Origin of the sequence: Janthinobacterium rivuli (genome assembly GCF_009208735.1) — a bacterium.
Lineage (GTDB): Bacteria > Pseudomonadota > Gammaproteobacteria > Burkholderiales > Burkholderiaceae_D > Janthinobacterium.
Genome location: NZ_WFLJ01000006.1, coordinates 100773 through 123892 on the forward strand (window position 1 = coordinate 100773; position 23120 = coordinate 123892).

Consider the following 23120-nt stretch of genomic DNA (forward strand, 5'->3'; position numbering starts at 1 on the left):
GACAAACCTCGGAAACCCGTATGTTTACGCATTTTTATTTATGATCAGTCTTGACCGCCTGGGTATTTTCATCGCCATCGTCGATGCCGGTTCGCTGACGGCGGCCGCCGCCGTGCTGGGCCAGAGCAAGGCCGTCGTCAGTTTTAACTTGAAGCAGCTGGAGGCGGAACTGGGCGTGTCGCTGCTCACGCGCAGCACGCGCAGCCTGGCGCTGACCGACGTGGGACGGCGTTTTTACGAGGATTGCCAGCGCGTGCTGAGCGAAGCGCAGGGCGCCATCGAGACGGCGCGCCAGGGACACCAGGGCTTGCGCGGCACCCTGCGCCTGACCACCACCGTCGAATACGGCAGCCGCACGGTGATCCCCGCGCTGATCGCCTTTGCCGCCGCCCACCCGCAGCTGCAGATCCAGCATTCGTCGTCGTCGTCGCATGAAGACCTGATCTCGGGCGGCTACGACCTGGCCATCCGCATGGGTTCCCTCAACGATTCAAGCTACCGCGCCGCGCTGATCGAGCCGTATGCGATCTGGCCCGTCGCCTCGCCCGCCTACCTGGCCAGCCTGCCCGGCAGGGACATCGCCAGCTTGCCCGACCTGCAGCGCGCGCGCTGGCTGGCGCACAGCCGGCTCGCTGCGCCCCTGCGCTGGGACGTGCAGACGCCCGACGGCCCCGCCGCCTTCACGGCGCAGGACGACGCCGCCATCCATTCCGACTCCGCCTCGGCCCTGCTGGGCTTTGCCCTGGGCGGCTGCGGCGTGGCCCTGCTGCCGCAGTGGCAGGTGGAGGCGGAGGTGCGCGCGGGACGCCTGCGCCGCCTGCTGCCCCACGTCGCCTTCCCGGAGCAGGGCGTGTATGCCGTGTATCCGAACACCCAGCATATTGCGGAAAAGGTACGCGCCTTCATCGACTTCTTGCGCGCGTTCGTGGGGTCGCCCGCCTGAGGTTTCACGTGGCACTGCGGCATCCATGTCACGTCGTCAACACTTGTCGAATACAACGATTTCCAAGGGGCAAACGAGCGCCCCTTTCGGTTTTCACGGCCTACACTGAAAGGACGTTGTTCACCGATTGGAGACCATCATGGCACACACATTGGCAGCAGTTTTCGTCCTGCGCGACATGGCCGAACGCGCCCGGCACGACCTGATCACGGCTGGCATGCCGGGCGCCAGCATCCGTCTGCACGATGCGGGCAGTGACGAATTTTCCGCCACGGAAAACATCCGCCGCGACGATAGCGACAGCCTGCTCGACAGCATCAAGCATTTCTTCACGGACCTGTTCGGCAGCCACGCCGACCGCCACATCTACGCGGAAGCCGTGCGGCGCGGGCATGTCGTGCTGACGCTGGAGAACGCCAGCGATGCCGATATCCAGCGCGCCACCGACATCGTCGAGCGCTACGCGCCGCTCGACATCGATGCGCACGCCGAGCACTGGCGCGCCGGTGGCTGGCAAGGCGCGCCGCACGGCGACAGCGCGATGCGCCAGGGCGCCAACATGCAGTCGGGCGCGTCATCGCAGCAGGGCACGTCCGCCGGCAACCTGAACGACACGTCGGCATCGCAGCAATTTGCGGGCGGCATGGCATCGCCGCCACCGTCCGGCGCGGGCGCCAACGTGCGACGCTACCCCAGCGCCGACAACCTGCCAGGCACCAGCTACGACGACGAGCAGTATTACCGCAACCACTGGAGCGCCACCTATGTCGCCACCGGCGCGCGCTTCGAGGATTACGATCCCGCCTACCGCTATGGCCATTCGATGGCGGGCAGCGACAGCTACCGGGGGCAAAGCTGGGAGCAGGTCGAGGCCGAACTGCGCGGCAACTGGGAACACATGTATCCCCAGTCGGCGTGGGACGACTTCAAGGCGGCCGTCAAACATGGCTGGGAACGCATCACGTCCTGACGCGCGGGCAGGGGGATGGCGCCCCCTCAGCGCCCCTCGTGCGTGAGCTTGAGGAAGTGGTTCAGGATGTGAAAGTGGTCTTCGAAGAACTGCTCTTCCATGGCCGGCAGGGCGCTCACCGGCACCCACTGCGCCAGCGCCGCATCGTCGGCCGCCGTCACGGCCGGCAGCTGGCGCGTCTTCAGGTCGAAATAATGCGCATGCGTGATGGTGCGCCCGCGCTGGCTGCGGTCCGGGTGGTCGAACACGGCCACGCCGACCAGCGCCTCGACGAGGGTGGGCGCCAGCACGCCCAGCTGGGTTTCTTCCGCCAGCTCGCGCAGGGCGCCCTGCAGCAGGCGTTCGCGCGGCTCCAGGAAGCCGCCAGGCAAGGCCCATAAACCCTTGCCCGGATAGCCGCCGCGGCGCACGAGCAAGACGTGGCCGCCCGTCTGCACCAGCGCATCGACGGTGCAAAAGATGGGCGCATACGGCGCCGTGCGCCAGCGCGCCTTATAGGCTTCGATGGCGCGGTATTCCTGCACCAGCGGCGCGTACCACGGCAACAAGGTCCACGCCTTGACATACTGGCCAATGGCCGCCGGCAGCAGCTGCGCCACGGCGCTCAGCGACACATCGACGTCTTCGGCTTCGAACAGCACGTTGCGGATGGCCGTCGCGCCTATCGGCGCACCAGGATCGATCTCCAGATTGAGCAGCTGCCAGTGCGGGAAGTGGTGCAGGTAGTAACTGGTGGCGTCCTTGAAGCAGGCCACCAGGGTCACGCGCTGCGCCGCGGGCAGGGCGCCCGCCACAGCGCGCCGCACGGCATCGGCCCACAAGCCGTCGTCGTAGTAATCGCGCACGGCCACGTAATGCACGCGCGCGCGCTGCGCCTCGGGCAGGGTGGCGGCGATCATGGCGGCCCGCTCCTGCCACGTAAACGGGTTCTTCGGGCTGCGCGCATGGAAGGCGGAACCGAGCACCACCACGACGCTGGCGGCGGTGGCCAGCGCCTTTTGCAGCAAGCCGGCATGGCCATTGTGAAAAGGCTGGAAGCGGCCGATCAGGATGGCCGCGTCGGCGGGATAGGATGAGGTCATGCGTCGTCTCCGGTGGGGTAGTGGGCGGCGATCGGCAATTGGCGCCCGCTGCCAAAGGCGCGCGAACGCACGCGGATGATGGGCGCCGCCTGGCGCCGCTTGTATTCGTTGCGGGCGACCATGCCGAGGATGCGCGTCACCAGTGCGCGCCCCTCGTCCGTCTCGCGCAGCTGGTCGACCAGGGTCAGCGCTTGCGCGCTTTCGGCAGCCGGCAGGCGACGCCCCTCGATATGCCATTTCAAGATTTCATCGAGCACGGGATACGGCGGCAAACTGTCGGTGTCGCGCTGGCCCGGCGCCAGTTCCGCCGACGGGGGCTTGTCCAGCACGACGGCGGGGATCAATGCGCGCCCGGCGCTGGCGTTGAGGTGGCGCGCCAGGGCGAACACCTCCGTTTTATACAGGTCGCCGATCAGGCCCAGTCCCCCGTTCGTGTCGCCGTACAGGGTGCAGTAGCCCACCGAGATTTCGCTCTTGTTGCCGGTGGTGAGCAGCAGGGCGCCGTAGGCATTCGAGTATTCCATCAGGATGGTGCCGCGCACGCGCGCCTGCAGGTTTTCCAGCGGCAGTCCCTGCAGCTTACCGCCGAAGGCCCCCGCATAGCCGATTTCGTATTGCGCCACGATGTCGCGTATCGGATGCGTGATCAGGGCGATGCCGAGGTTGGCGCACAGGGCGACGGAATCGGTGACGGAGCCGGCGCTGGAAAAGACGGACGGCATGGTGATGCCGACCACGTTGTCCGCGCCGAGCGCCTCGACGGCCAGGGCCAGGGTCAGCGCCGAATCGATGCCGCCCGAGCAGCCGACGACGACTTTCGTAAAGCGGCAGCGGCGCGCATAGTCGCGCAAGCCGAGCACGATCTGGCGCCGCGCAAATTCCACGGCGGGAATGCCATCCGGGTCGGGCACGGGAAACGCCGATCCATCGGTGCGGCTGAAGCGGCCGCCGGCAAAGCGCAGCAAGGGAAAATCCTCGACGAAGCGGGCCGCCTCGAATTGCAGGCCGAGGGTGGGCGAGATGGCGAACGAGGCGCCGTCGAACACCAGTTGGTCCTGGCCGCCCACCTGGTTGACGAAGAGCAGGGGCAGCTTGACGCGTGCGCAGGCGGCGCCGAACACGGCGTGGCGCTGCGCGCGCTTGCCGATGTCGGACGGGCTGGCGTTGATGCTGACGACCAGGTCGGGCCGCGCCGCGTGCAGGGCCTCGAACGGGTTGACGGCGTAGGCGCGGCCATCGTCGTTCCAGCCATCCTCGCAAATCATGAAGCCGACTTTACAGCCGGCGATAGCGAGGGTGCAGGCGCCGGGCGGACCCGCTTCGAAATGGCGGCCCTCGTCGAAGATGCCGTAGGTCGGCAGCAGCTGCTTGTAGTATTCGGCGACGATCTGCCCGTCGCGCATGGCCAGCAGGGCGTTATACAGCGGCTTGCCGACGCCGGGGTTCGGCCGCGCCGTGCCGATGACGGTGACGAGTGCGGGCCAGCGCGTGGACGCCTCCAGCAGGGTATTCAGCGCCTGCTGCATGGCGCGCAGGAAGGCGGCGTCCTCGAACAGGTCGCCCGGATAATACGCGCACAGCGACAGTTCCGGGCACACGAGCAAGTCGGCGCCATCGCTGCTGGCGCGCTCCATGCGCGCGATGATGGCGGCACAATTGGCGTCAAAGTCGCCCACGGTGGGGTTGAGCTGGGCGACGGCGATGGTCAGCATGGCGATCCTTCATTGGTTACGCTTGAAACCACTATCCTGCCTGAAAAATTTTCTGAGCGTACTGATGCAATCGTGCAAGCCCGCCGATCCAGCCACGATCAAACCACTACAAGGTCTTGAGCCAGGTCCGCAAGCGCGTGCGCGCATTCGCATACGGCGACGACGTATTGAACTGGATCATGCGCCCCATCGTGTAATGCGTGTACCAGGGCTGGCCATACAATTGCGCGTCGTCATGGCTTTCGATCAGCGCCAGCAGCGCGTTCTTTGCCTGTTCCAGGCGCCGCTGCAAGTCGTCCATGCCCAGTTCAGCATGGTCGGCATAGAAGCGTTGCGCCAGTTTTCCCAGAGCGTTCCACGTGAAACCTTCGGCGGGAAAGGCGATGTCCTCGATGCGCTTGCCGTCGCGCAGCTGCGCGTGCCAGTGCAAGACCAGCTCATTCCAGCCCACCAGATACGCGAGCAGATCGCACACGCTCATGCGCGTGCCCGCCACTTGCCCTTCCAGCACGGGATCGCGCGCCAGCGCCGGCGGCACGCGCGCCAGCTCCTGCGTCAACTTCGCATACGTGCTGTTGATGGCGGTGATCAGTTCCTGCTTGCTGTTGGGGATCGCCATCACGCCGCCCGGCTCACCGGCAAGCCAGCCGCCTGCCAGTCGTCGTAACCGCTGCCGAGGCGGCGCGCATGCAAGCCATGCAGGCGCAGGGCCGCCACCGCCTGCACGGACAACACGCAATACGGGCCACGGCAGTAGGCGGCGATGTCCTGGTGAGCGGGCAGCTCGGCGTAGCGGCGCGCCAAGTCGTCAAACGGAATATTGATCGCGCCGGGCAAGTGGCCGGCGGCGAATTCCTGCGCCGGCCGCACGTCGAGCACGGTGATGCTGGCTTCGCGCATGCGTTCCAGCAACTCGTCGCCCGTGAGCGCTTCCACGTGGTCGCCCCGGCCCAGCGCCTGTAATTCGCTGCGCTGATGCTGCGCATACACGTCCAGCGCAGCGAGCAACTGCATGACAGGGCCGCTGCCGAGCCGGTACAGCACGCGCTTGCCGTCGCGCCGCGCCAGCACGAAACCGGCGCGCCGCAACTGCTGCAAATGCTGGGAGGTATTCGCCACGGACAAGCCCGTCAACTCCACCAGCTGCTCCACCGCATATTCGCCGTGCACGATCTGCTCGAGCAGGCGCAAGCGCGGCGCGCTGCCTAAAATATGGGCAAACCCGGCGGAACCGGTGAGCAATTCGATATCGGCATTTTTCATTGACACGATGCTAGCACCCTTATAACATTCAAGCAATCAATTGAATGTTAGGAACAGCAATGCCAATACTCTGGCTCGATGCGCTGGCGATCGGCGTGGGCGCGACGGCGGTGATGGATGTGTGGGCGGTGGCGTTAAAACGCTACTGGTGCATTCCCTCGCTGAACCTGGCGATGGTGGGGCGCTGGCTCGGCCATTTGCCGCGCGGCACTTTCACCCACGTCAACATCGCCCAGGCGGCGCCCGTGCGCGATGAGGCGGTCCTGGGCTGGACGGCCCACTACCTCATCGGCGTGCTGTTTGCGGCCGTGCTGCTGGCGCTGGTGGGGGACCAGTGGGTGCAAACGCCGACCTTCGCGCCGGCCCTGCTGGCGAGCCTGGTGAGCGTGGCCGCGCCGTTCTGCATCTTGCAGCCGGGCATGGGTGCCGGCTTGGCCGCCAGCAAGACGCCGCATCCGGCCGCCGCCCGCCTGCGCAGCCTGACGGCGCACGCGGCGTTCGGCATCGGCCTGTACCTGGCGGCGCTGCTGTGGTCGACGGTCCGCTAGGACGTCAGCGGCGGCACGGGCGGGGGCGCTGGCGCGGCTGCCACCGCCGACATGACCGGCGCCTCGGGCTGGGCCGGCACGGTGCTCAGCACCATCGTGCTGGGCTTGGCGATCGCGATGTGCGCGTCGTCCAGGCGCTTGAGCAGCTCGAACAGCAGGGCGCTGCGGATGCCCGAGGTCAGGCGCGGCGACGAGGCATAGCCGGTGGCGTTGAACAGCAACAAGCCATTGTCGATGCCGTCGAGCTGCACGCTGGGCGCCGGCGTATCGAGCACGTCAGGATTGTCGACAAAGGTGGACAGGATCAGCGCGCGCGCCGCTTGCGCATCCGTGCCCAGCGGCAGCGGCAGCTTGACCTGCACCAGGCCCAGGGGATTTGCCAGGGTGACGTTGCGTACCGTCTTGGTGATGAATTCCGAGTTCGGCACGATCACCGTCGAGCGGTCGCCCAGCTGGATTTCCGTGGCGCGCACGTTGATGCGGCGAATATCGCCTTCCACGCCGCCCAGGGACACCCAGTCGCCCACCTTCACGGGGCGCTCGGCCAGGAGAATCAGGCCGGAGACGAAGTTCTGCACCACCGCCTGCAAGCCGAAGCCGATACCCACCGACAAGGCCGACGCCACCCACGCGATGCGTTCCAGGCCGATGCCGGCCGCCGACAGGGCCAGCGCCACGGCCAGCACGCCGCCGATGTAGCCGAACAGGGTGATGAACGACACTTGCATGCCGGAATCGAGATTGGTGGTCGGCAAATAACTGTTTTGCAGCCAGCGCTTGAACAGGCCCAGCGCGACAAAGCCGACGAGCAGCACCAGCAGGGCCTGGATCAGCGCGCCGGGGCGGATCGCCACTTCGCCGATGGCCAGACCATCCTGCAGCTTGCCGACCCGCTGGAACAATTCGCCCGGCCCTTCGCCAAACGGCGCCAGCAGCAGCATCAGGGCCAGCAGCACGACGATGGCGCGGCCGACGCCCGACAGCAGCACGGCCGCCTGGTCGCGCGCCTTGGGCGTGGCCAGCACGGGATGGGCGGCGTCCGGCGGCGGCGGCGTCGAGGCCAGCAGCATGCAGATATCGTCGACCAGCACCGTCAGCAGATAGGTGCTGCACAGCACCACGATGACCCAGGCGATTTGCTTGGCGACAAAACTGCCGAACGCCACATAGCCGATCAGCAAACTGATGACGCTCGACGCCAGCGCCAGCCACAGCAGCACCGTGACGACCCGCAGCCACAGCGGTGTGACCAGGGTGGCGGGATCGGCCTCGCGCAACTGGCGCCAGCAGCGCTCGGCGCGCATCAAGCCATAGGCGATGGTCGTGCTCATCACCAGGGCGACGATGCAATTGACGGCCACGGCGGTGGACAAGCCCGCATTGATGACGATGGTGACCCGTTCCGTCGCCCACACCAGCACGACGATGAAGGAAAACATCGACGGGAAGTTGCGCATGCGGTGCGCCAGCGCGTCGGGCAGGGGCAGCAGACGCCACGACACGCGCCGGGGCGACAGCAGGGCGTGGCCGAGTCCCGCCGTGAAACCGGCAAAACAGATGATGCCGATCAAGCTGCTCAGGAAAGTCGAGGTTTTGTCCGACAGGCCGCCCTCCCAGCGCAAGCCCATGGCCAGCAATTCGGCCACCAGGCCCGGCGTGGCCAGCGCCAGCACCAGCACGGCCAGCGCATGCAGCGAGCGGCGCAAGCGGCCATGCGGCACGCGCGTGGACGTGACCACCAGCAGATAGCGCGAGATCCAGACGCTGGCGCCGATCACGGCCACGATACCGGCCAGCAAGCCGCCCCAGGCCGACCACGGCGTGGCGCTGGCCGCGTTCGCCAATTCCAGCTCCAGCGCCCGCAGGCGCTGCAAATTCTGCGGCAATTCCGCATGCAACTGCTTCCAGAACGAGCCGGCGAGTATCGAGGCCGTGCGCTCGCCCAGGCGCGCCTGCAACTGCGCGCGGCGCGCCGTCGACACTTGCTCCGACGCCTGCGTCGCTTCCACGGCCAGCAGGCGCGCCAGTTTTACCTGCGCATCGAGCGCGCTGCTGGTGCGGTCCAGCTGGCTGCGCTGCGCCGCCACATCGGGGGCATCTTTCGTGCCCGCCGCCGGCTTGCCCAGCTCGGCCAACCGCGCCTGCACGCTCGACAGGGTGGGCGCGAGCGCCTCGGCCACCTTGTCCGCCTCGGCGCTGGCCGCCAGCGCATCGGCGCGCATCTGCGACAGGGTCGCGTCATCGAGCTCCGCCTCGCCATCGAGCGCCTTCTGGATGCTGGTGATCTGCTTGCGCAAGCCATCGAGGCGTTGGTCGGCCGTGGCGGCATCGTCGACGGGCTGCGACCAGGCCGGTGGCGCGGCCAGCGAGCACGCCAGCAACAATGCCAGCAGGAAGGGGAAGAAACGGAGACGGAAAGAAGTCATGCGGACCTATGGCTGAAAAGGAGAAGAACGGCCGGATTGGCGGCGCCGCCGGTCATGGCGTGCCACCCGGCGGGTGCCTGCCAATATAGCTGAAAACGCGCGCAAGCCGCAGGATAGGCGGAACTGGCGTGCGCTCCGGGGAGCGACTAGGCATATTGCCCTATGGAAATGTCCTTCAAAAAGGTCTAGGATCGTTGTCCGCTTGGCGGCGCGGCACCCATCTGCACGCCGCCGACCTTTTCACCATTCCCTCCGTATTGAGACCGCCATGAAGTTTTTATCCAATCTGACCATCGGCACACGCCTTGCCGCAGGCTTTGGCGCCATCGGCGCCATGCTGATCATCATCTCCTGCCTGGGCATTGCCATGCTGGGCAAGATCAACCAGGGCACCGGCCATATCGTGCATGACAGCATGCCCAAGATCGAGCTCGCCAACAGCGTGTCGGCCAACATCAACGACATCGCCATTGCCCTGCGCAACATGATGCTCAGCGCCGATCCGGCCGACCAGCGCAAGCAAACGGACGCCATCCTGGCCGCGCGCCAGGCGGCGGCCGGCAATCTCGGCAAGCTCGCGCGCATGCTCGATTCCGACCGCGAGCGCGCCTTGCTGGCCAAGATGAACGACGCCAACACGCGCTATGCACAGGGGCAGGAAGTGCTGCTGGAACTGATCAGGAGCGGCACGCCGGACGACAGCAGCGCCTACCTGTACGGCCAGCTGCGCCCCGTCTTACTCGTCTACAAGCAATTGATCGCTGAACAGATCAGCTTGCAAAACACGCTGGCCACCACGGCGGGCGACAAGGCCAATGCCACCTATGCCAACACGCGCACCTTGTTGATCGGCATGTCGCTGGCGGCGCTGGCCATCGCGGCGGCGTTGGCGTATGGCATCACGCGCTCCATCACCGGTCCCGTCACCACGGCACTGCAGGTGGCCAACACGGTGGCCGCCGGCGATTTGCGCAGCCAGATCAGCGTGCAGTCGCGCGATGAAATGGGGCAACTGCTGCAGGCGCTCAAGCGCATGAACGACAACCTGGCGCACACGGTGGGCACGGTGCGCGCCGGCACGGAAACGATCGCCTCGGCCTCGTCCGAAGTGGCGGCGGGCAGCCTGGACCTGTCGGCGCGCACGGAGCAGCAAGCCAGCTCGCTGGAAGAGACGGCCTCTTCCATGGAAGAGCTGACCTCGACCGTCAAGCAGAATGCCGACAATGCGCGCCAGGCGCACGTGCTGGCCGACACGGCCTCCGGCGTGGCGCAGCGCGGCGGCGCCGTCATCGCGCAAGTGGTGGCGACCATGCGGCAAATCGACGCCTCCTCGAACAAGATCGCCGACATCATCGGCGTCATCGATGGCATCGCCTTCCAGACCAACATTCTGGCCTTGAACGCGGCCGTGGAAGCGGCGCGCGCGGGCGAGCAGGGCCGTGGCTTTGCCGTCGTGGCCACGGAAGTGCGCAGCCTGGCGCACCGTTCGGCTGCGGCGGCCAAGGAAATCAAGACCCTGATCGACGACTCGACCCAGACCGTGGCGGCCGGCAGCGAACTCGTGCACCAGGCCGGCAACACCATGAGCGACCTGGTCGACAGCGTGCGCCGCGTCACCGACATCATGGAAGAGATCACCTCCGCCAGCGCGGAACAGACGGCCGGCATCGAGCAAATCAACCAGGCCATCAGCGAGATGGACAACGTCACCCAGCAAAACGCGGCCCTGGTGGAAGAATCGGCCGCGGCGGCCGCCGCCATGCAGGAGCAGGCGGCGACCCTGGCGCAGGTGGTGAGCGCATTTAAACTTGAGGCCGGCAAGCCGCATTCCAACGCGGCAATCGCCACGAGCAAGGCACCGCGCCAGCAAGCCATTGCCCTGCGCGTGCCCGCTGCCGGGAGAGCTGCGCCGGCAGCAACGGCGTCATCCGACTGGGAAGAGTTCTAAGGCCGCAATAACAACGCCACGGACACCTGCCGGTGCCTGTGGCGTCATGCAGCATAGTCTGCTTCCTGTTGCGGCAAGGCAAAACTCACCTATTCGGTATGTCCCCCTCCTGCTAGGAGATTTCTCTGCGGATGATGTCCGCGCCCGCGCTGAGCGCATGCAGTTTGCCTCGGGCGACGCGGCGAGACAAGGGCGCCATGCCGCAGTTGGTGCTCGGGTAGAGCTTGTCGGCATCGACGAACCGCAGCGCCTTGCGCAGGGTGTTGGCCACTTCCTCCGGCGTTTCAATGGTGTTGCTTGCCACGTCGATGGCGCCGACCATCACTTTCTTGCCGCGTATGAGTTCAATCAGGTCGATGGGCACACGCGAGTTGTGGCATTCCAGCGAGATGATGTCGATATTCGATTGCTGCAGCTTGGGAAAAGATTCCTCGTATTGACGCCACTCGGACCCCAAGGTATTTTTCCAGTCCGTATTGGCCTTGATGCCGTAACCATAGCAAATATGCACGGCCGTTTCGCATTTGAGCCCTTCGATCGCCCGCTCCAGGGTGGCAATCCCCCAATCATTGACTTCATCAAAGAACACATTGAATGCCGGTTCGTCAAACTGGATGATGTCGACGCCGGCCGCCTCCAGTTCCCGCGCTTCCTGGTTGAGGATCTTGGCGAATTCCCAGGCCAGTTTTTCGCGGCTCTTGTAGTGGCTGTCATACAGCGTATCGATCATCGTCATGGGACCCGGCAAGGCCCATTTGATCGGCTGGCTGGTTTGCTGACGTAAGAATTTGGCGTCCTCGACAAACACCGGCTTGGTGCGGCTCACGGCGCCCACGACGGTCGGCACGCTCGCATCGTAGCGGTCGCGGATTCTGACGGTCTCGCGTTTGTCAAAATCGACGCCGCTCAGATGCTCGATAAACGTGGTGACGAAATGCTGGCGCGTTTGCTCGCCATCACTGACGATATCGATGCCCGCCTGCTGCTGTTCCTGCAGCGACAAACGCAAGGCATCCTGTTTGCCTTCGATTAATTCCTCGTCCTGCAATTTCCAGGGCGACCACAGTTTTTCAGGCTGCGCCAGCCAGGAAGGTTTGGGCAAGCTGCCGGCGGTTGAAGTAGGCAATAATTTTTTCATGATCAATGATGTCGTGTATGTTGTTTAATTGGAGAGCGCGGTGGCAGCCCATTGTTCAAGCACATTCTTGTAAGGCTTGATGAAGTGCTCTTCCGTATATTTGCCTTGCTTGACAGCCAGCTGGCTGCGCTCTTCCCGGTCATAGACAATTTGCGTCAGCGAATAATCCTGGTTCTTCAGGCTAGGCTGATAAACTTTTCCCGCCGCGCAATTGGCGTTGTAAATTTCAGGCCGGTAAATCTTTTGAAAGGTCTCCATCGTGCTGATGGTGCCGATCAGCTCAAGATTGCTGTAGTCCCCCAGCAGGTCGCCGACAAAATAGAACGCCAGCGGGGCGGCACTGTCTGGCGGCATGAAATAGCGCACTTGCAGGCCCATTTTTCCGAAATATGCATCCGTCGAGGAAAATTCATTCTGTTGATACTCGACGCCCAGGATGGGATGCCGATTCTCGGTCCGATGGTAGATCTTGCTGCTCGAGGCGCTGATGCAGATGACAGGCGGCTTGTTGAAATGCGCCTTGTACGTATCTGAGTTAACAAAGTGCCTGAACAGCTTGCCATGAAAATCGCCGAAGTCATCCGGAGCGCTGAAGGTGGCTTTATGATTGTTGTACTCTGGCAGCAGCACGCTGAAGTCGTAATCGCGCACGTAAGAAGAGAAGTTATTCCCGGCAATGCCGGCGATGCGTTCCCCGCTAGTTTTGTCGACGATATTCGGCTTCAAGATCTCGATCAACGGGATGTTGCCGCCGGCGACATCAATATTCAATTCGACGGAAATGATTTCGAGCTCGACAGCGTAGCGATCGCCGTTCGGGTTGTCCCAATGCGCCAGGTTGTTGAAGCGATTGCTGATCATCCGCAGGGTATTGCGCAGGTTCTCCTGGCGACGTGCTCCCCTGGCCAGATTGGCAAAGTTGGTCGTCAGGCGCGTGTTATCGGCCGGACGATAGTTTTCATCGAAAACAATGCTCTTGATGTTGAATGCAAAATCGTTGCTCATGGTGATCTGGTGTCCTGATTTTTTTGCGAAAAATGAATGGGGCGATTGGCGACCGCCGTGATGCGTTTCAGGCTGCGACCGTTTCGTCTGCGGTGGCAGAGCGCGCATGGCGGGTCAAGCCGAACAGTGGCAATGCCCGTTGCACCGCCAGCATGGCGCGCTGGAGCAGGGCCTCGTCCTGCACGCGGTAGTCGGCGAAATCCTTGTCGGTCGCGTAGACACCCAGCGGCAATGTGCGTGCCTGGAAAAAGCTGAACAGCGGCCGCAACTGGTGATCGATCATCAGGGCATGGCGCTCGCTGCCGCCGGTGGCGGCCAGCAGGACTGGCTTGTCGATCAAGGCGTCCTGATCAATGAAATCGAAGAAGTGCTTGAACAGGCCCGTGTACGCGCCGCGATACACCGGTGTGGCCACCACCAGGATGTCGGCTTGCTCGACCGCGGCAAGTTCCCGCTCCACCGTATCGGGCAGGTGCGAGCGCCAGACCGCGCCGGCCAGCTGTGGTGCGAGCTGGCCCAGTTCGACCAGGCGTTGTTCGCACAGCACTTCGTCGGCGATCAGGTCCATCAGGTGCTCTGCCAGGGCGGCCGCCTTGGAAGGGCGTTGCAGCCCGCCGGAAACCGCGACTAAACGAAGGGGACGTGTCATGTTTGCTTTCATAGGGATGGATGCGCCAGGGCCGACAAATGCAGGCAACAAGGGGATCGATGATAGCGGCGAAGATCGATGAAGTATAATGGTCTTATTTCATACATCCATGAACATGGCTCATCTCAATGCTTGAACGCATCCACCTCAGCATCGTCCAGCAGGTCGAAAGACAAGGGTCGTTGACGGCCGCCGCCAGCGTGCTGCACCTGACCCAGTCGGCCCTGAGCCACAGCATGAAGAAGCTGGAGCAGCAACTGGGCACCGATGTGTGGCTGCGCGAAGGGCGCAACCTGCGCCTGACGCAGGCCGGCCAGTATCTGCTGGCGGTGGCGAACCGGGTGCTGCCGCAACTGGACCTGGCCGAGGAGCGCCTGGGCCAGTTCGCGCAGGGCGAGCGCGGTGCGTTGCGCATCGGCATGGAATGCCACCCTTGCTACCAGTGGCTGCTCAAAATCGTTTCCCCATATCTGGCCGCCTGGCCCGACGTGGACGTGGACGTCAAGCAGAAGTTCCAGTTCGGCGGGATCGGCGCGCTCTTCGGCTACGAGATCGACCTGCTGGTCACGCCCGACCCGCTGTACAAGCCGGGGCTGACATTCGAACCCGTGTTCGACTACGAGCAGGTGCTCGTCGTGGCCAAGGGCCATGCGCTGGCGTCGGCGGCCTTTGTGAAGCCCCAGCAACTGACCCAGGAAGTGCTGATCAGCTACCCCGTGGACATCGAGCGCCTGGACATCTACAACCAGTTCCTGCTGCCGGCCGGTGTCACGCCCAAGCGCCACAAAGCCATCGAAACGACCGACATCATGCTGCAGATGGTGGCCAGCGGCCGCGGCGTGGCCGCCCTGCCGCGCTGGCTGGTCGAGGAATACGCGGCCAAGATGGACGTGGTGCCGGTGCGGCTGGGTGCGCGCGGCATCGCCAAGCAGATTTTCCTGGGAGCGCGCGAAACGGACACCGCCATCGACTACGTGCGCGCCTTCATCGCACTGGCGCGCCAGCCTGTCAGTGCGCAAGGAGGCTAAGCACACACGCCTGTTTGCTGGAGCCGGCTACTGCGCGCCTTCCATGGATGCCACCGTGTCGAAGATATGCGCCAGCGCGCTTTCCATGGCGCCGGCAGTCGCGTCGCCGCTCTGGTTGGTGATGATGAAGACGCCAAGCTGATATTTGGGAACGATGTAGGCGTAGCTTTGCGCACGTGGCACGCCGCCATGGTGGACATAATGCGTGCCCAACTGGCCATTGCTGCCGATGTTCCAGAAGTAGCCGATGCTGAAGTCGTCCTGAAAGCGCACCAAAGGCTTGTGCGATTCGACGACCGCGCGATGGGCGCCCAATTGCAGGCGCAGGTACTTCGCCATATCCGGCATGGTCGACTTCAGGTTGCCGGCCGCCCCCCAGGGCAGTTGTGGCATCGGTGTCGTCACGACGGGATTGTCGCTGTGGTAGCCGGGCGCCAGCCGGCCGCTATCCTGTGCCGTGAGTCTCAGCCTGGTATCGTGCATGCCGGCTTCGCGCGCGACGAATTGCGTGAGCAGCGCTGCATACGGCATGCCATAGATGGTTTCGAGCGTGTGCGCAATGAGTTCGGTACCGGCGCTGGAATAGGCGTAGTCCTTGCCGAGCGGACCTTGGATGCTAACCGCGTGCAAGTCCTGCCAGAATTGCGGCTGGCCGTAGTTGGCATAGGCGGCATTGAGCTTTGCCGGCGTGGCGTGTGCCGTGAAATCCTGCAAGACGGTGTTCACCTGCAATGGCAGCATGCCCGGCATATGGCTGGTGTGCGTGATCAGATGGCGCAAGCGAATGGGCTGCCCCTGCGACTGCAGGTTCGGGTAGGGGCCCGGCAGGTACTTTTGTATGGGATCGTCGAGCGCCGCCTTGCCATCCAGCACGGCGTTCGCCAGTAGCAGGCCAGCAAAAGTTTTGCTGACCGAGCCGATTTCATACAGCGTTGTATCGTTCGGCGGATTGGCTTTGCCGGTCTCCAGCTCGCCTTGATGCAGAATGAATTCCTTGCCCCGATAAACGACCGCGATCGAGGTCGCGTGCAGCAATGTCGACTGCAGCAGGGTGGTCGCGGTCTCGCGCATTGCCGCAGGAATGTCATGCGCAGGTGCCGTGGCGGCGGGCTTGCAAGCTGCCAGCACGAGTGTCATTCCAGTTATGATTGCGGCGAGTCTAGTCATCATGCGCACCATCCAGGGGGGAGGGGCATTCTCGCACAATGAATTCCGCGGTGACAGAAAAAAGTCATGCGTATGGTTTGGCGGATAAAGGAAAACGCCACCCGGAGGTGGCGTTTTATTTGCATTCTTGCTGGCCCGGGACAGCGCCCGGTCTGCTTACTCCACCGTCACCGATTTGGCCAGATTGCGTGGCTTGTCCACATCCGTGCCGCGCGCCAGCGCCGTGTGGTACGCGAGCAATTGCAACGCGACCACGTGCAGGATCGGCGACAAGTCACCGTAGTGCTCGGGCAGACGGATGACGTGCAAGCCTTCGCCGGAGCTGATGCGCGAGTCGACGTCGGCGAAGACGTACAGCTGGCCGCCACGGGCGCGCACTTCCTGCATGTTCGATTTCAGCTTTTCGATCAGCGCGTCGTTCGGCGCGATGGTGACGACCGGCATTTCATTCGTCACCAGGGCCAGCGGGCCATGCTTCAGTTCGCCGGCCGGATACGCTTCGGCATGGATATACGAGATTTCCTTCAGTTTCAAGGCGCCTTCCAAGGCGATCGGGTAATGCATGCCGCGGCCCAGGAAGAGGGCGTTTTCCTTGCGGGCGAATTCCTCGGACCAGGCGATGATCTGCGGTTCCAGCGCCAGCACGGACGCGATGGCGACGGGCAGGTGGCGCATGGCTTTCAGGTGCGCCGCTTCCTGCTCTTCAGACAGGTGGCCATTGACTTGCGCCAGGCACAGAGTCAGCAGGAACAGGCCGGCCAGCTGCGTCGTAAACGCCTTGGTCGAGGCCACGCCCACTTCCACACCGGCGCGCGTGATGTAGGCCAGCGCGCATTCGCGCACCATGGCGCTGGTGGCCACGTTGCAGATGGTGAGAGTGTGCTGCATGCCCAGGCTGCGCGCATGTTTCAGGGCGGCCAGGGTGTCGGCCGTTTCGCCGCTTTGCGAGATGGTGACGACCAGGGTGTTCGGGTGCGGCACGCTGTCGCGGTAGCGGTATTCGCTGGCCACTTCCACACTGACGGGCACCTTGGCGATCGATTCGATCCAGTACTTGGCCGTCATGCCCGCATACGAGCTGGTGCCGCAGGCAAGGATCAGCACGCGATCGATCTGCTTGAAGATTTTATACGCGTCGTCGCCGAACAATTCCGGCATGATGCCCGTCACGCCTTCGAGCGTGTCGCCGATGGCGCGCGGCTGTTCAAAAATTTCCTTCTGCATGTAGTGGCGGTACGGACCCAGCTCGGCCGCGCCCGTGTGGGCATGCACGGTTTTCACTTCGCGCTCGACGGGCTTGCCGTCGACGTCGACGATCCAGCAACGCGACAGTTGCAGGTCGACCACGTCGCCTTCTTCCAGGTAGATGATCTGGTCCGTCGTGCCGGCCAGGGCCATCGCGTCCGAGGCGACAAAGTTTTCACCGTTGCCCAGGCCGACGATCAGGGGCGAGCCCTGGCGTGCGGCCACCACGCGGTGCGGCTCGTCGCGGCAGAAGACGGCGATCGCATACGCGCCGTCGAGGCGTTTGACGGCCTGCTGCACGGTCTCGAACAGGTCGCCGTTGTACATGTGCTCGACCAGGTGGGCGATCACTTCCGTGTCCGTCTGGCTCTGGAAGACGTAACCGAGGGCCGTCAGTTCGGCGCGCAGTTCGTCGTGGTTTTCGATGATGCCGTTATGCACCAGCGCCACGCGGGCGTTCTCTTCCGTTGGGGAGAAGTGTGGGTGGGCATTGAAGGAGACCGGGGCGCCATGCGTGGCCCAGCGCGTGTGGGCGATGCCCGTGAAGCCGCTCAAGCCTTCTTCGGCGATCTGCTTTTCCAGCTCGGCCACGCGCGAGGTGGAGCGCGAGCGCTGCAAACGGCCATCCGCATGCAGGGCGATGCCGCAGGAATCGTAGCCGCGGTATTCCAGGCGCTTCAAGCCCTCGACCAGGATGGGAGTGATGTTACGTTGCGCTACCGCGCCGACGATGCCGCACATGGAAACCTCTGTCTAAAAATTCATCAATGCACGCATGCTAAAGCAGAGCGCATGAAATATGCTTTCTAAATCTGTGTATTTTTGAATGAATATTTCACGACTATTTTCCGGTGAAATATTATTTCATTTAAAATCAATATATTCTCCAATTCATCAAAATCATGAACCATAGCAACATTACCCTCGACGAGATCGATCGTCGCATCCTGAACGCCTTGCAACTTGACGCATCGCAAACCAACAGTGAGCTGGCGCAAGCGGTGCACGTCTCGGCGCCCACGTGTTTGCGCAGGGTCAAGCATTTGCGGGAAAGCGGCGTCATCGAGCGGCAAGTGGCCATCGTCGCGCCACAGCTGGTGGGGGCGCGCCTGACGGCCATCGTGGAAATCACGCTCGACGTGCAGGCGTTTGAGCGCATGGCCGAATTCGAGCAACTGGTGGCGGACGAGCCTGCCGTGCTGCAGTGCTATCGCGTCTCGCCCGGGCCCGACTTCGTGCTGATGGTGCAGGTGGCCGACATGCCCGCCTACCACGCGCTGGCGCACCGCCTGTTCGCCGCGCACGCGAATGTGCGCAACGTGAAAAGCTATTTTTCCACGTTCCGCAGCAAATTCGAGACGCGCATCGCGGTGTGAAGCAGGCTGGCAGAGAAGTTATCCTCGCTTATCCCTTGATTCCCTCCTGCTTATGCACAAGTTTATCCACAGTATAAAAATCACCGATTTCCACGGCTGCCACATCCGGCCTCGCGAGAAGCCCTGCAACAAATGCATATCGGCGCTGGCATAAAACTTATCCCGGCTTATTCATCGCTTGTCCACGCCTTGACAACAGGCTTTTGCACAGCTTTACCCACAGGCCACCTCTACAAACAAGCTCAATATATCCTTTGAATACAATGACTTGGAAGTTATTCATGACTTATCCTCAGCTTGCGCACAAGCTTATCCACATTCGGACAAGCAAGAATCCTGAATATTTTTTGGCAGCTGTGCAGGCTCGCTTGCACGCTGGCGCACCAGGTTCGAGGGGATAACTTATCCCGTCTTTTCCACCGTTTATACGCCGCTTATACCGGGCTTATCCATCACTTGTCAGCATGCTTGTTCACACGTTTATCCACACTCGACAATACAGAGAAAATACGGAATGTAAAAATGGCGCGACTTATCCCGGGTTGCCAGCCAATACTCCACAGGATTATCCACAGGCATGAAAAAACGCCGCCAGCCCGGACAGGCTGACGGCGTCATGCGTACCGAAGGCGGTGCGCTTACTTCTTGATTTTCACGGGGCGCGTCCAGCCGTCGATGGTTACCTGGCGCGCGCGCGACACGGTCAGCTTGCCGGCCGGCGCATCTTTCGACAAGGTCGTGCCGGCGCCCAGGGTGGCGCCCTTGCCGACGGTGACGGGGGCGATCAGCTGGCTGTCGCTGCCAATGAAGGCGTCGTCTTCAATCACCGTACGGAACTTGTTCACGCCATCGTAGTTGCAAGTGATCGTGCCGGCGCCGATGTTGACCTTCGAGCCGATGGTGGCGTCGCCGATGTAGGCCAGGTGGTTGGCCTTGCTGTGCGCGGCGACCTGGCTGTTCTTCACTTCGACGAAGTTGCCGATATGCACGTCTTCCGCCAGGACCGTGCCCGGGCGCAGGCGCGCGTAGGGGCCGATGATGGAAGCGGCGCCGACGATGGCGTCCTCGATATGGCAGAACGGCTTGATGTGCGCGCCGGCCGCCACCGTGGCATTGATGAAGACGTTGTTCGCGCCCACGCGTACGCCGTCGCCCAGTTCGACTCTGCCTTCGAACACGCAGCCGACGTCGATGGTGACATCGCGGCCGCAAATGAGTTCGCCGCGCACGTCGATGCGGGCCGGGTCGAGCAAAGTCACGCCCCGTTCCAGCAAGGCTTGCGCGATATTGTTCTGGTGAATGCGTTCGAGCTGGGCCAGTTGCACCTTGCTGTTGACGCCCGCCACTTCCCACACGGCGGCCGGGTGGGCCGAGGTGACGGCCACGCCATCGGCGACGGCCTGGGAGACGATATCGGTCAGATAGTATTCCCCTTGAGCATTGTCATTCGACAAGGCCGACAGCCATTGCTTCAGCGCCACGGTGGGCGCGACCATGATGCCGCTGTTGATCTCGCGGATGGCGCGCTCTTCTGGCGTGGCATCCTTTTCCTCGACGATGCGCACGATGGCGCCATGCTCGCGCACGATGCGGCCCAGGCCGAAGGGATCGTCCTGTTCCACGGTCAAAATGGCCAGCTTGTCCTTGCCGGCCGCCTGCACCAGTTGCTGCAGGGAAGCGGCGCTGGTCAGCGGCACGTCGCCGTACAGGATCAGGGTCGGCACGCTGTCATCGAGCAAGGATACGGCTTGCTGCACCGCATGGCCGGTGCCCAGCTGCTGGGTTTGCTCGGCGGCATCGATCGCCAGGGCAGGGTTCACCTTGTAGCCGTCGAGCAACTTCAGCACCGCAGCGCCCCCATGTCCGTAAATCACGCATAATCGGGACGGCGCCAGGCCGAGCGCCGTGTCGATGACGTGCGACAACAGCGGTTTTCCCGCCAACGGGTGCAATACCTTGGGCAGTGCCGACTGCATGCGTTTGCCCATACCGGCAGCGAGAATGACAACGTTCATAGACCGTCTTTTATAAGTTAAGAATATGAAAAAGTTTAACACGCAGGCCCCGTCTTCCGCGCCTTCCAGCCGCTTTATGTATGCCGTGCTGGCCATCGTGCTCGTTGTCATGGCCGGCTGCAGCGGCTTGCGCCTGGCCTACAACAATGGCGATACCGTGCTGTACTGGTGGCTGAACGCGTATGTCGACCTGGACCGCGACCAGAAGGGCTGGGTGCGCGACGATATCGACAAGCTGTTTGACTGGCACCGCAAGACGCAATTGAAGGATTACGTGGAGATCCTGCGCACCGGCCAGAAGCAGTTGCAAGGCAATACCACGCAGGCCGATCTGATGATGGATTACAGCGAGATCAAGCAGCGCACGCAGGCGCTGCTGCTGAAGGCGGCGCCCGAACTGGCCGACCTGGCGCGCTCGCTCAAGCCCGAACAGATCGCGCAGATGGAAAAGAAGTTCAAGTCGAACAATGAGGATTACCGCAAGAAATACCTGAGCGGCGACCAGGAGAAACGCCAGAAACTGCGCTACAAGAAAGCCATGGAACAATTCGAACTGTGGTTCGGCGGATTCAGCAGCGAGCAGGAAGCCATCATCCGCAAGGCGTCCGACGCGCGTCCGCTGAACAACGAGATCTGGCTCGACGAACGCACGCGGCGCCAGCAGAATGTGTTGAACCTGGTCAAGAAAGTCCACCAGGAAAAACTCAGCAAGGAAGCCAGCGCGGCCTTGATCACGACCCTGATCAAGGACAGTTTCGAGCGCCTGGAGCACTCGGAGCGCAAGGCTTTCTTTGATGCCTACGAAAGCAGCACGGCGCAGATGGTCTTGACGGTGATCAAGATCGCCACGCCGGCGCAAAAAGCCCACGCCGTCAAGCGCATGCAGGGCTGGATCGACGATTTCAATTCCCTGGCCACGCAAGCCAAATAGCCAGGCAGCGCCAGCAGGGGGGAGGGGGCCATATGCTATAGTGGCCCCCATCGAATTGAAGAAATTCCCATGCAAAAGAAAATAAAGAAACCCGCCAAAGTCCCCGTCCACCACGCGCCGCCACCGAACCAGGTGCGCATCATCGGCGGCCAGTGGAAGCGCTCCGTGCTGCCTGTTTTGCAGGCACTGGGCCTGCGCCCGACGCCGGACCGCGTGCGCGAAACCGTCTTTAACTGGATCAATCACTTGCGTGACGGCGACTGGTCCAATGCCCAGGTGCTGGACCTGTTCGCCGGCAGCGGCGCACTCGGCTTCGAAGCGGCCAGCCGCGGCGCCGCCGCCGTCACCATGGTCGACACCCATACGCCCGTGATCCGCCAGCTGGAAGAAAACAAGACGAAATTGCGCGCCGACAATGTCCAGCTGCTGCGCGGCGACGCCTTGCTGACGGCGCAAGGCCTGGCCTCGCGCGGCCAGCGTTTCGACCTGATCTTCCTCGACCCGCCCTACCAGCAGGATTTCCTCGCGAAAGTGTTGCCCTTGTGCGCCAACCTGCTCAGGGAAGGCGGCATGGTGTATGCGGAATCGGGCTTGCCGCTCGTCTTCGATGACACCAGCGCCCTGGAAAAACCCGAGTGGATGGCGCCGTGGGAAGTCATCCGTGCCGACAAGGCGGGCACCGTTTATTATCATTTGCTAACTTACAACAAAGTGCCGGCAACTGCCTGAATCTGCCTATAAATGAGGCAAAAAGGCTCCCTGGCCCGAGGCGCAGCACTAATTTAAGGCATAATGCGCGTCTATATTGGTGCATCATCAGGGAGCCGCAATGGTTGTAGCCGTTTATCCAGGAACATTCGATCCGCTCACACGCGGTCATGAAGATTTGGTGCGCCGCGCATCGGGTCTGTTTGACAAGCTGATCGTCGGTGTGGCCGACAGCAAGAACAAGCAACCGTTTTTCTCGCTCGACGAACGCCTGGAAATTGCCAACGAAGTGCTCGGCCACTACCCGAATGTGCAAGTGGAAAGCTTTTCCGGCCTGCTCAAGGATTTCGTGCGCAAGCACGAAGCGCGGGTCATCGTGCGCGGCTTGCGCGCCGTCTCCGACTTCGAATATGAATTCCAGATGGCGGGCATGAACCGCTACCTGTTGCCCGATGTCGAAACCATGTTCCTGACGCCGTCCGACCAGTACCAGTTTATTTCGGGCACCATCGTGCGCGAAATCGCGGCGCTGGGCGGCGACGTCTCCAAGTTTGTCTTCCCCTCGGTGAACCGCTGGCTGCAAAACAAGATTGCCGCCAACGCTGCCTCATCGCAATAAGTAAGAGTGAAATCATGGCATTACTGATCACCGACGAATGCATCAATTGCGACATTTGCGAGCCCGAGTGCCCGAATGACGCGATCTACATGGGCGCGGAAATCTACGAAATCGATCCCAACAAGTGCACCGAATGCGTGGGCCACTTTGACGAGCCGCAATGCCAGCAAGTGTGCCCCGTCAGCTGCATCCCCTTCAATCCCGCCTGGCGCGAAACGCCGGAGCAATTGATGGCCAAGTACGAACGCCTGCAGGCGGAACTTCCCGCCGCAAAAACCTAAGCTTTTCTCTCCCGCCGCCGCTCCGCGCGGCCCTCTTTTACCAACTGTTCTACACTGTGTGCTCAG

The 23120-nt window shown here is 62.9% G+C and carries 21 protein-coding genes; 10 read left to right on the forward strand and 11 right to left on the reverse strand.

Going from position 1 to position 23120, the window contains the following annotated elements:
- Window positions 1-40 precede the first annotated feature (40 nt).
- On the forward strand, window positions 41-943 hold the full coding sequence (locus GCN78_RS09515; RefSeq protein ID WP_152251507.1) for a LysR family transcriptional regulator: 903 nt from the start codon (window positions 41-43) through the stop codon (window positions 941-943).
- Window positions 944-1082: 139 nt separating this feature from the next.
- Window positions 1083-1913, forward strand: a complete 831-nt coding sequence (locus GCN78_RS09520; RefSeq protein WP_152251508.1) for a hypothetical protein — start codon at window positions 1083-1085, stop codon at window positions 1911-1913.
- Between the two features lie 26 nt (window positions 1914-1939).
- Here GCN78_RS09520 and GCN78_RS09525 read toward each other — a convergent pair whose 3' ends face one another.
- The 4 genes from GCN78_RS09525 to GCN78_RS09540 all read right to left on the reverse strand — a co-directional run bounded on the left by GCN78_RS09525 (window position 1940) and on the right by GCN78_RS09540 (window position 5970).
- Window positions 1940-2995, reverse strand: coding sequence for a bifunctional nicotinamide-nucleotide adenylyltransferase/Nudix hydroxylase (locus tag GCN78_RS09525; protein WP_152251509.1), 1056 nt, complete (start codon window positions 2993-2995; stop codon window positions 1940-1942).
- Complete coding sequence (locus GCN78_RS09530) at window positions 2992-4707, reverse strand: NAD+ synthase (protein WP_152251510.1); 1716 nt, start codon at window positions 4705-4707, stop codon at window positions 2992-2994. Before GCN78_RS09530 ends, GCN78_RS09525 begins: the two co-directional genes overlap by 4 nt.
- A gap of 106 nt (window positions 4708-4813) precedes the next feature.
- Window positions 4814-5326, reverse strand: coding sequence for a ClbS/DfsB family four-helix bundle protein (locus GCN78_RS09535; RefSeq protein ID WP_152251511.1), 513 nt, complete (start codon window positions 5324-5326; stop codon window positions 4814-4816).
- Window positions 5326-5970 carry an ArsR/SmtB family transcription factor gene (locus GCN78_RS09540; protein ID WP_152251512.1) on the reverse strand — a complete coding sequence of 215 codons (645 nt, stop codon included), beginning with the start codon at window positions 5968-5970 and terminating at the stop codon, window positions 5326-5328. The genes GCN78_RS09535 and GCN78_RS09540 overlap by 1 nt, the downstream gene beginning before the upstream one ends.
- A gap of 59 nt (window positions 5971-6029) precedes the next feature.
- Here GCN78_RS09540 and GCN78_RS09545 point away from each other — a divergent pair, with 59 nt between their 5' ends.
- Window positions 6030-6518 (forward strand): DUF2938 domain-containing protein, encoded by a 489-nt coding sequence (locus GCN78_RS09545; RefSeq protein ID WP_152251513.1) that lies wholly within the window; start codon window positions 6030-6032, stop codon window positions 6516-6518.
- On the opposite strand, the gene GCN78_RS09550 is transcribed toward GCN78_RS09545, so the two are convergent.
- Window positions 6515-8944: a DUF3772 domain-containing protein gene (locus GCN78_RS09550; RefSeq protein ID WP_152251514.1), complete on the reverse strand. Its 2430-nt coding sequence runs from the start codon at window positions 8942-8944 to the stop codon at window positions 6515-6517. The two genes, GCN78_RS09545 and GCN78_RS09550, sit on opposite strands and share 4 nt — an antisense overlap.
- A gap of 268 nt (window positions 8945-9212) precedes the next feature.
- Between GCN78_RS09550 and GCN78_RS29615 the strand changes: the two genes are divergently transcribed.
- Complete coding sequence (locus tag GCN78_RS29615; protein ID WP_152251515.1) at window positions 9213-10892, forward strand: methyl-accepting chemotaxis protein; 1680 nt, start codon at window positions 9213-9215, stop codon at window positions 10890-10892.
- Window positions 10893-11004: 112 nt separating this feature from the next.
- On the opposite strand, the gene GCN78_RS09560 is transcribed toward GCN78_RS29615, so the two are convergent.
- The 3 genes from GCN78_RS09560 to msuE form a co-directional block, all read right to left on the reverse strand.
- Entirely contained in the window at window positions 11005-12030 is a 1026-nt protein-coding gene (locus tag GCN78_RS09560) for a methionine synthase (RefSeq protein ID WP_152251516.1), read from the reverse strand.
- 24 nt (window positions 12031-12054) lie between these two features.
- The gene (locus tag GCN78_RS09565; protein WP_152251517.1) at window positions 12055-13035 is read right to left on the reverse strand and encodes a DUF1852 domain-containing protein; all 981 of its coding nucleotides are present in this window, start codon (window positions 13033-13035) and stop codon (window positions 12055-12057) included.
- 67 nt (window positions 13036-13102) lie between these two features.
- Window positions 13103-13684 carry an FMN reductase gene (msuE, locus tag GCN78_RS09570; RefSeq protein ID WP_152251518.1) on the reverse strand — a complete coding sequence of 194 codons (582 nt, stop codon included), beginning with the start codon at window positions 13682-13684 and terminating at the stop codon, window positions 13103-13105.
- 128 nt (window positions 13685-13812) lie between these two features.
- On the opposite strand from msuE, the gene GCN78_RS09575 reads away from it, so the two are divergent.
- Window positions 13813-14712 (forward strand): LysR family transcriptional regulator, encoded by a 900-nt coding sequence (locus GCN78_RS09575; protein ID WP_152251519.1) that lies wholly within the window; start codon window positions 13813-13815, stop codon window positions 14710-14712.
- A gap of 27 nt (window positions 14713-14739) precedes the next feature.
- Here GCN78_RS09575 and GCN78_RS09580 read toward each other — a convergent pair whose 3' ends face one another.
- Both GCN78_RS09580 and glmS read right to left on the reverse strand, forming a co-directional pair.
- The gene (locus GCN78_RS09580; protein WP_226939552.1) at window positions 14740-15882 is read right to left on the reverse strand and encodes a serine hydrolase domain-containing protein; all 1143 of its coding nucleotides are present in this window, start codon (window positions 15880-15882) and stop codon (window positions 14740-14742) included.
- A 153-nt stretch (window positions 15883-16035) separates the two neighbouring features.
- A complete protein-coding gene (gene glmS, locus GCN78_RS09585) occupies window positions 16036-17865 on the reverse strand; it encodes a glutamine--fructose-6-phosphate transaminase (isomerizing) (RefSeq protein ID WP_034782627.1) in 1830 nt (609 codons plus the stop codon).
- A 161-nt stretch (window positions 17866-18026) separates the two neighbouring features.
- On the opposite strand from glmS, the gene GCN78_RS09590 reads away from it, so the two are divergent.
- Complete coding sequence (locus tag GCN78_RS09590; protein WP_152251520.1) at window positions 18027-18500, forward strand: Lrp/AsnC family transcriptional regulator; 474 nt, start codon at window positions 18027-18029, stop codon at window positions 18498-18500.
- A gap of 638 nt (window positions 18501-19138) precedes the next feature.
- Here the strand turns inward: GCN78_RS09590 and glmU are convergent.
- Entirely contained in the window at window positions 19139-20515 is a 1377-nt protein-coding gene (gene glmU, locus GCN78_RS09595; protein ID WP_152251521.1) for a bifunctional UDP-N-acetylglucosamine diphosphorylase/glucosamine-1-phosphate N-acetyltransferase GlmU, read from the reverse strand.
- A 25-nt stretch (window positions 20516-20540) separates the two neighbouring features.
- On the opposite strand from glmU, the gene GCN78_RS09600 reads away from it, so the two are divergent.
- From GCN78_RS09600 to GCN78_RS09615, 4 genes are all read left to right on the forward strand, one after another.
- Window positions 20541-21446, forward strand: a complete 906-nt coding sequence (locus GCN78_RS09600) for a DUF6279 family lipoprotein (RefSeq protein ID WP_226939553.1) — start codon at window positions 20541-20543, stop codon at window positions 21444-21446.
- 69 nt (window positions 21447-21515) lie between these two features.
- Entirely contained in the window at window positions 21516-22175 is a 660-nt protein-coding gene (gene rsmD, locus GCN78_RS09605) for a 16S rRNA (guanine(966)-N(2))-methyltransferase RsmD (protein WP_152251522.1), read from the forward strand.
- 100 nt (window positions 22176-22275) lie between these two features.
- Window positions 22276-22773: a pantetheine-phosphate adenylyltransferase gene (coaD, locus tag GCN78_RS09610; RefSeq protein WP_034752633.1), complete on the forward strand. Its 498-nt coding sequence runs from the start codon at window positions 22276-22278 to the stop codon at window positions 22771-22773.
- A 14-nt stretch (window positions 22774-22787) separates the two neighbouring features.
- Complete coding sequence (locus GCN78_RS09615; RefSeq protein WP_141171245.1) at window positions 22788-23054, forward strand: YfhL family 4Fe-4S dicluster ferredoxin; 267 nt, start codon at window positions 22788-22790, stop codon at window positions 23052-23054.
- The last annotated feature ends 66 nt before the right edge of the window (window positions 23055-23120 follow it).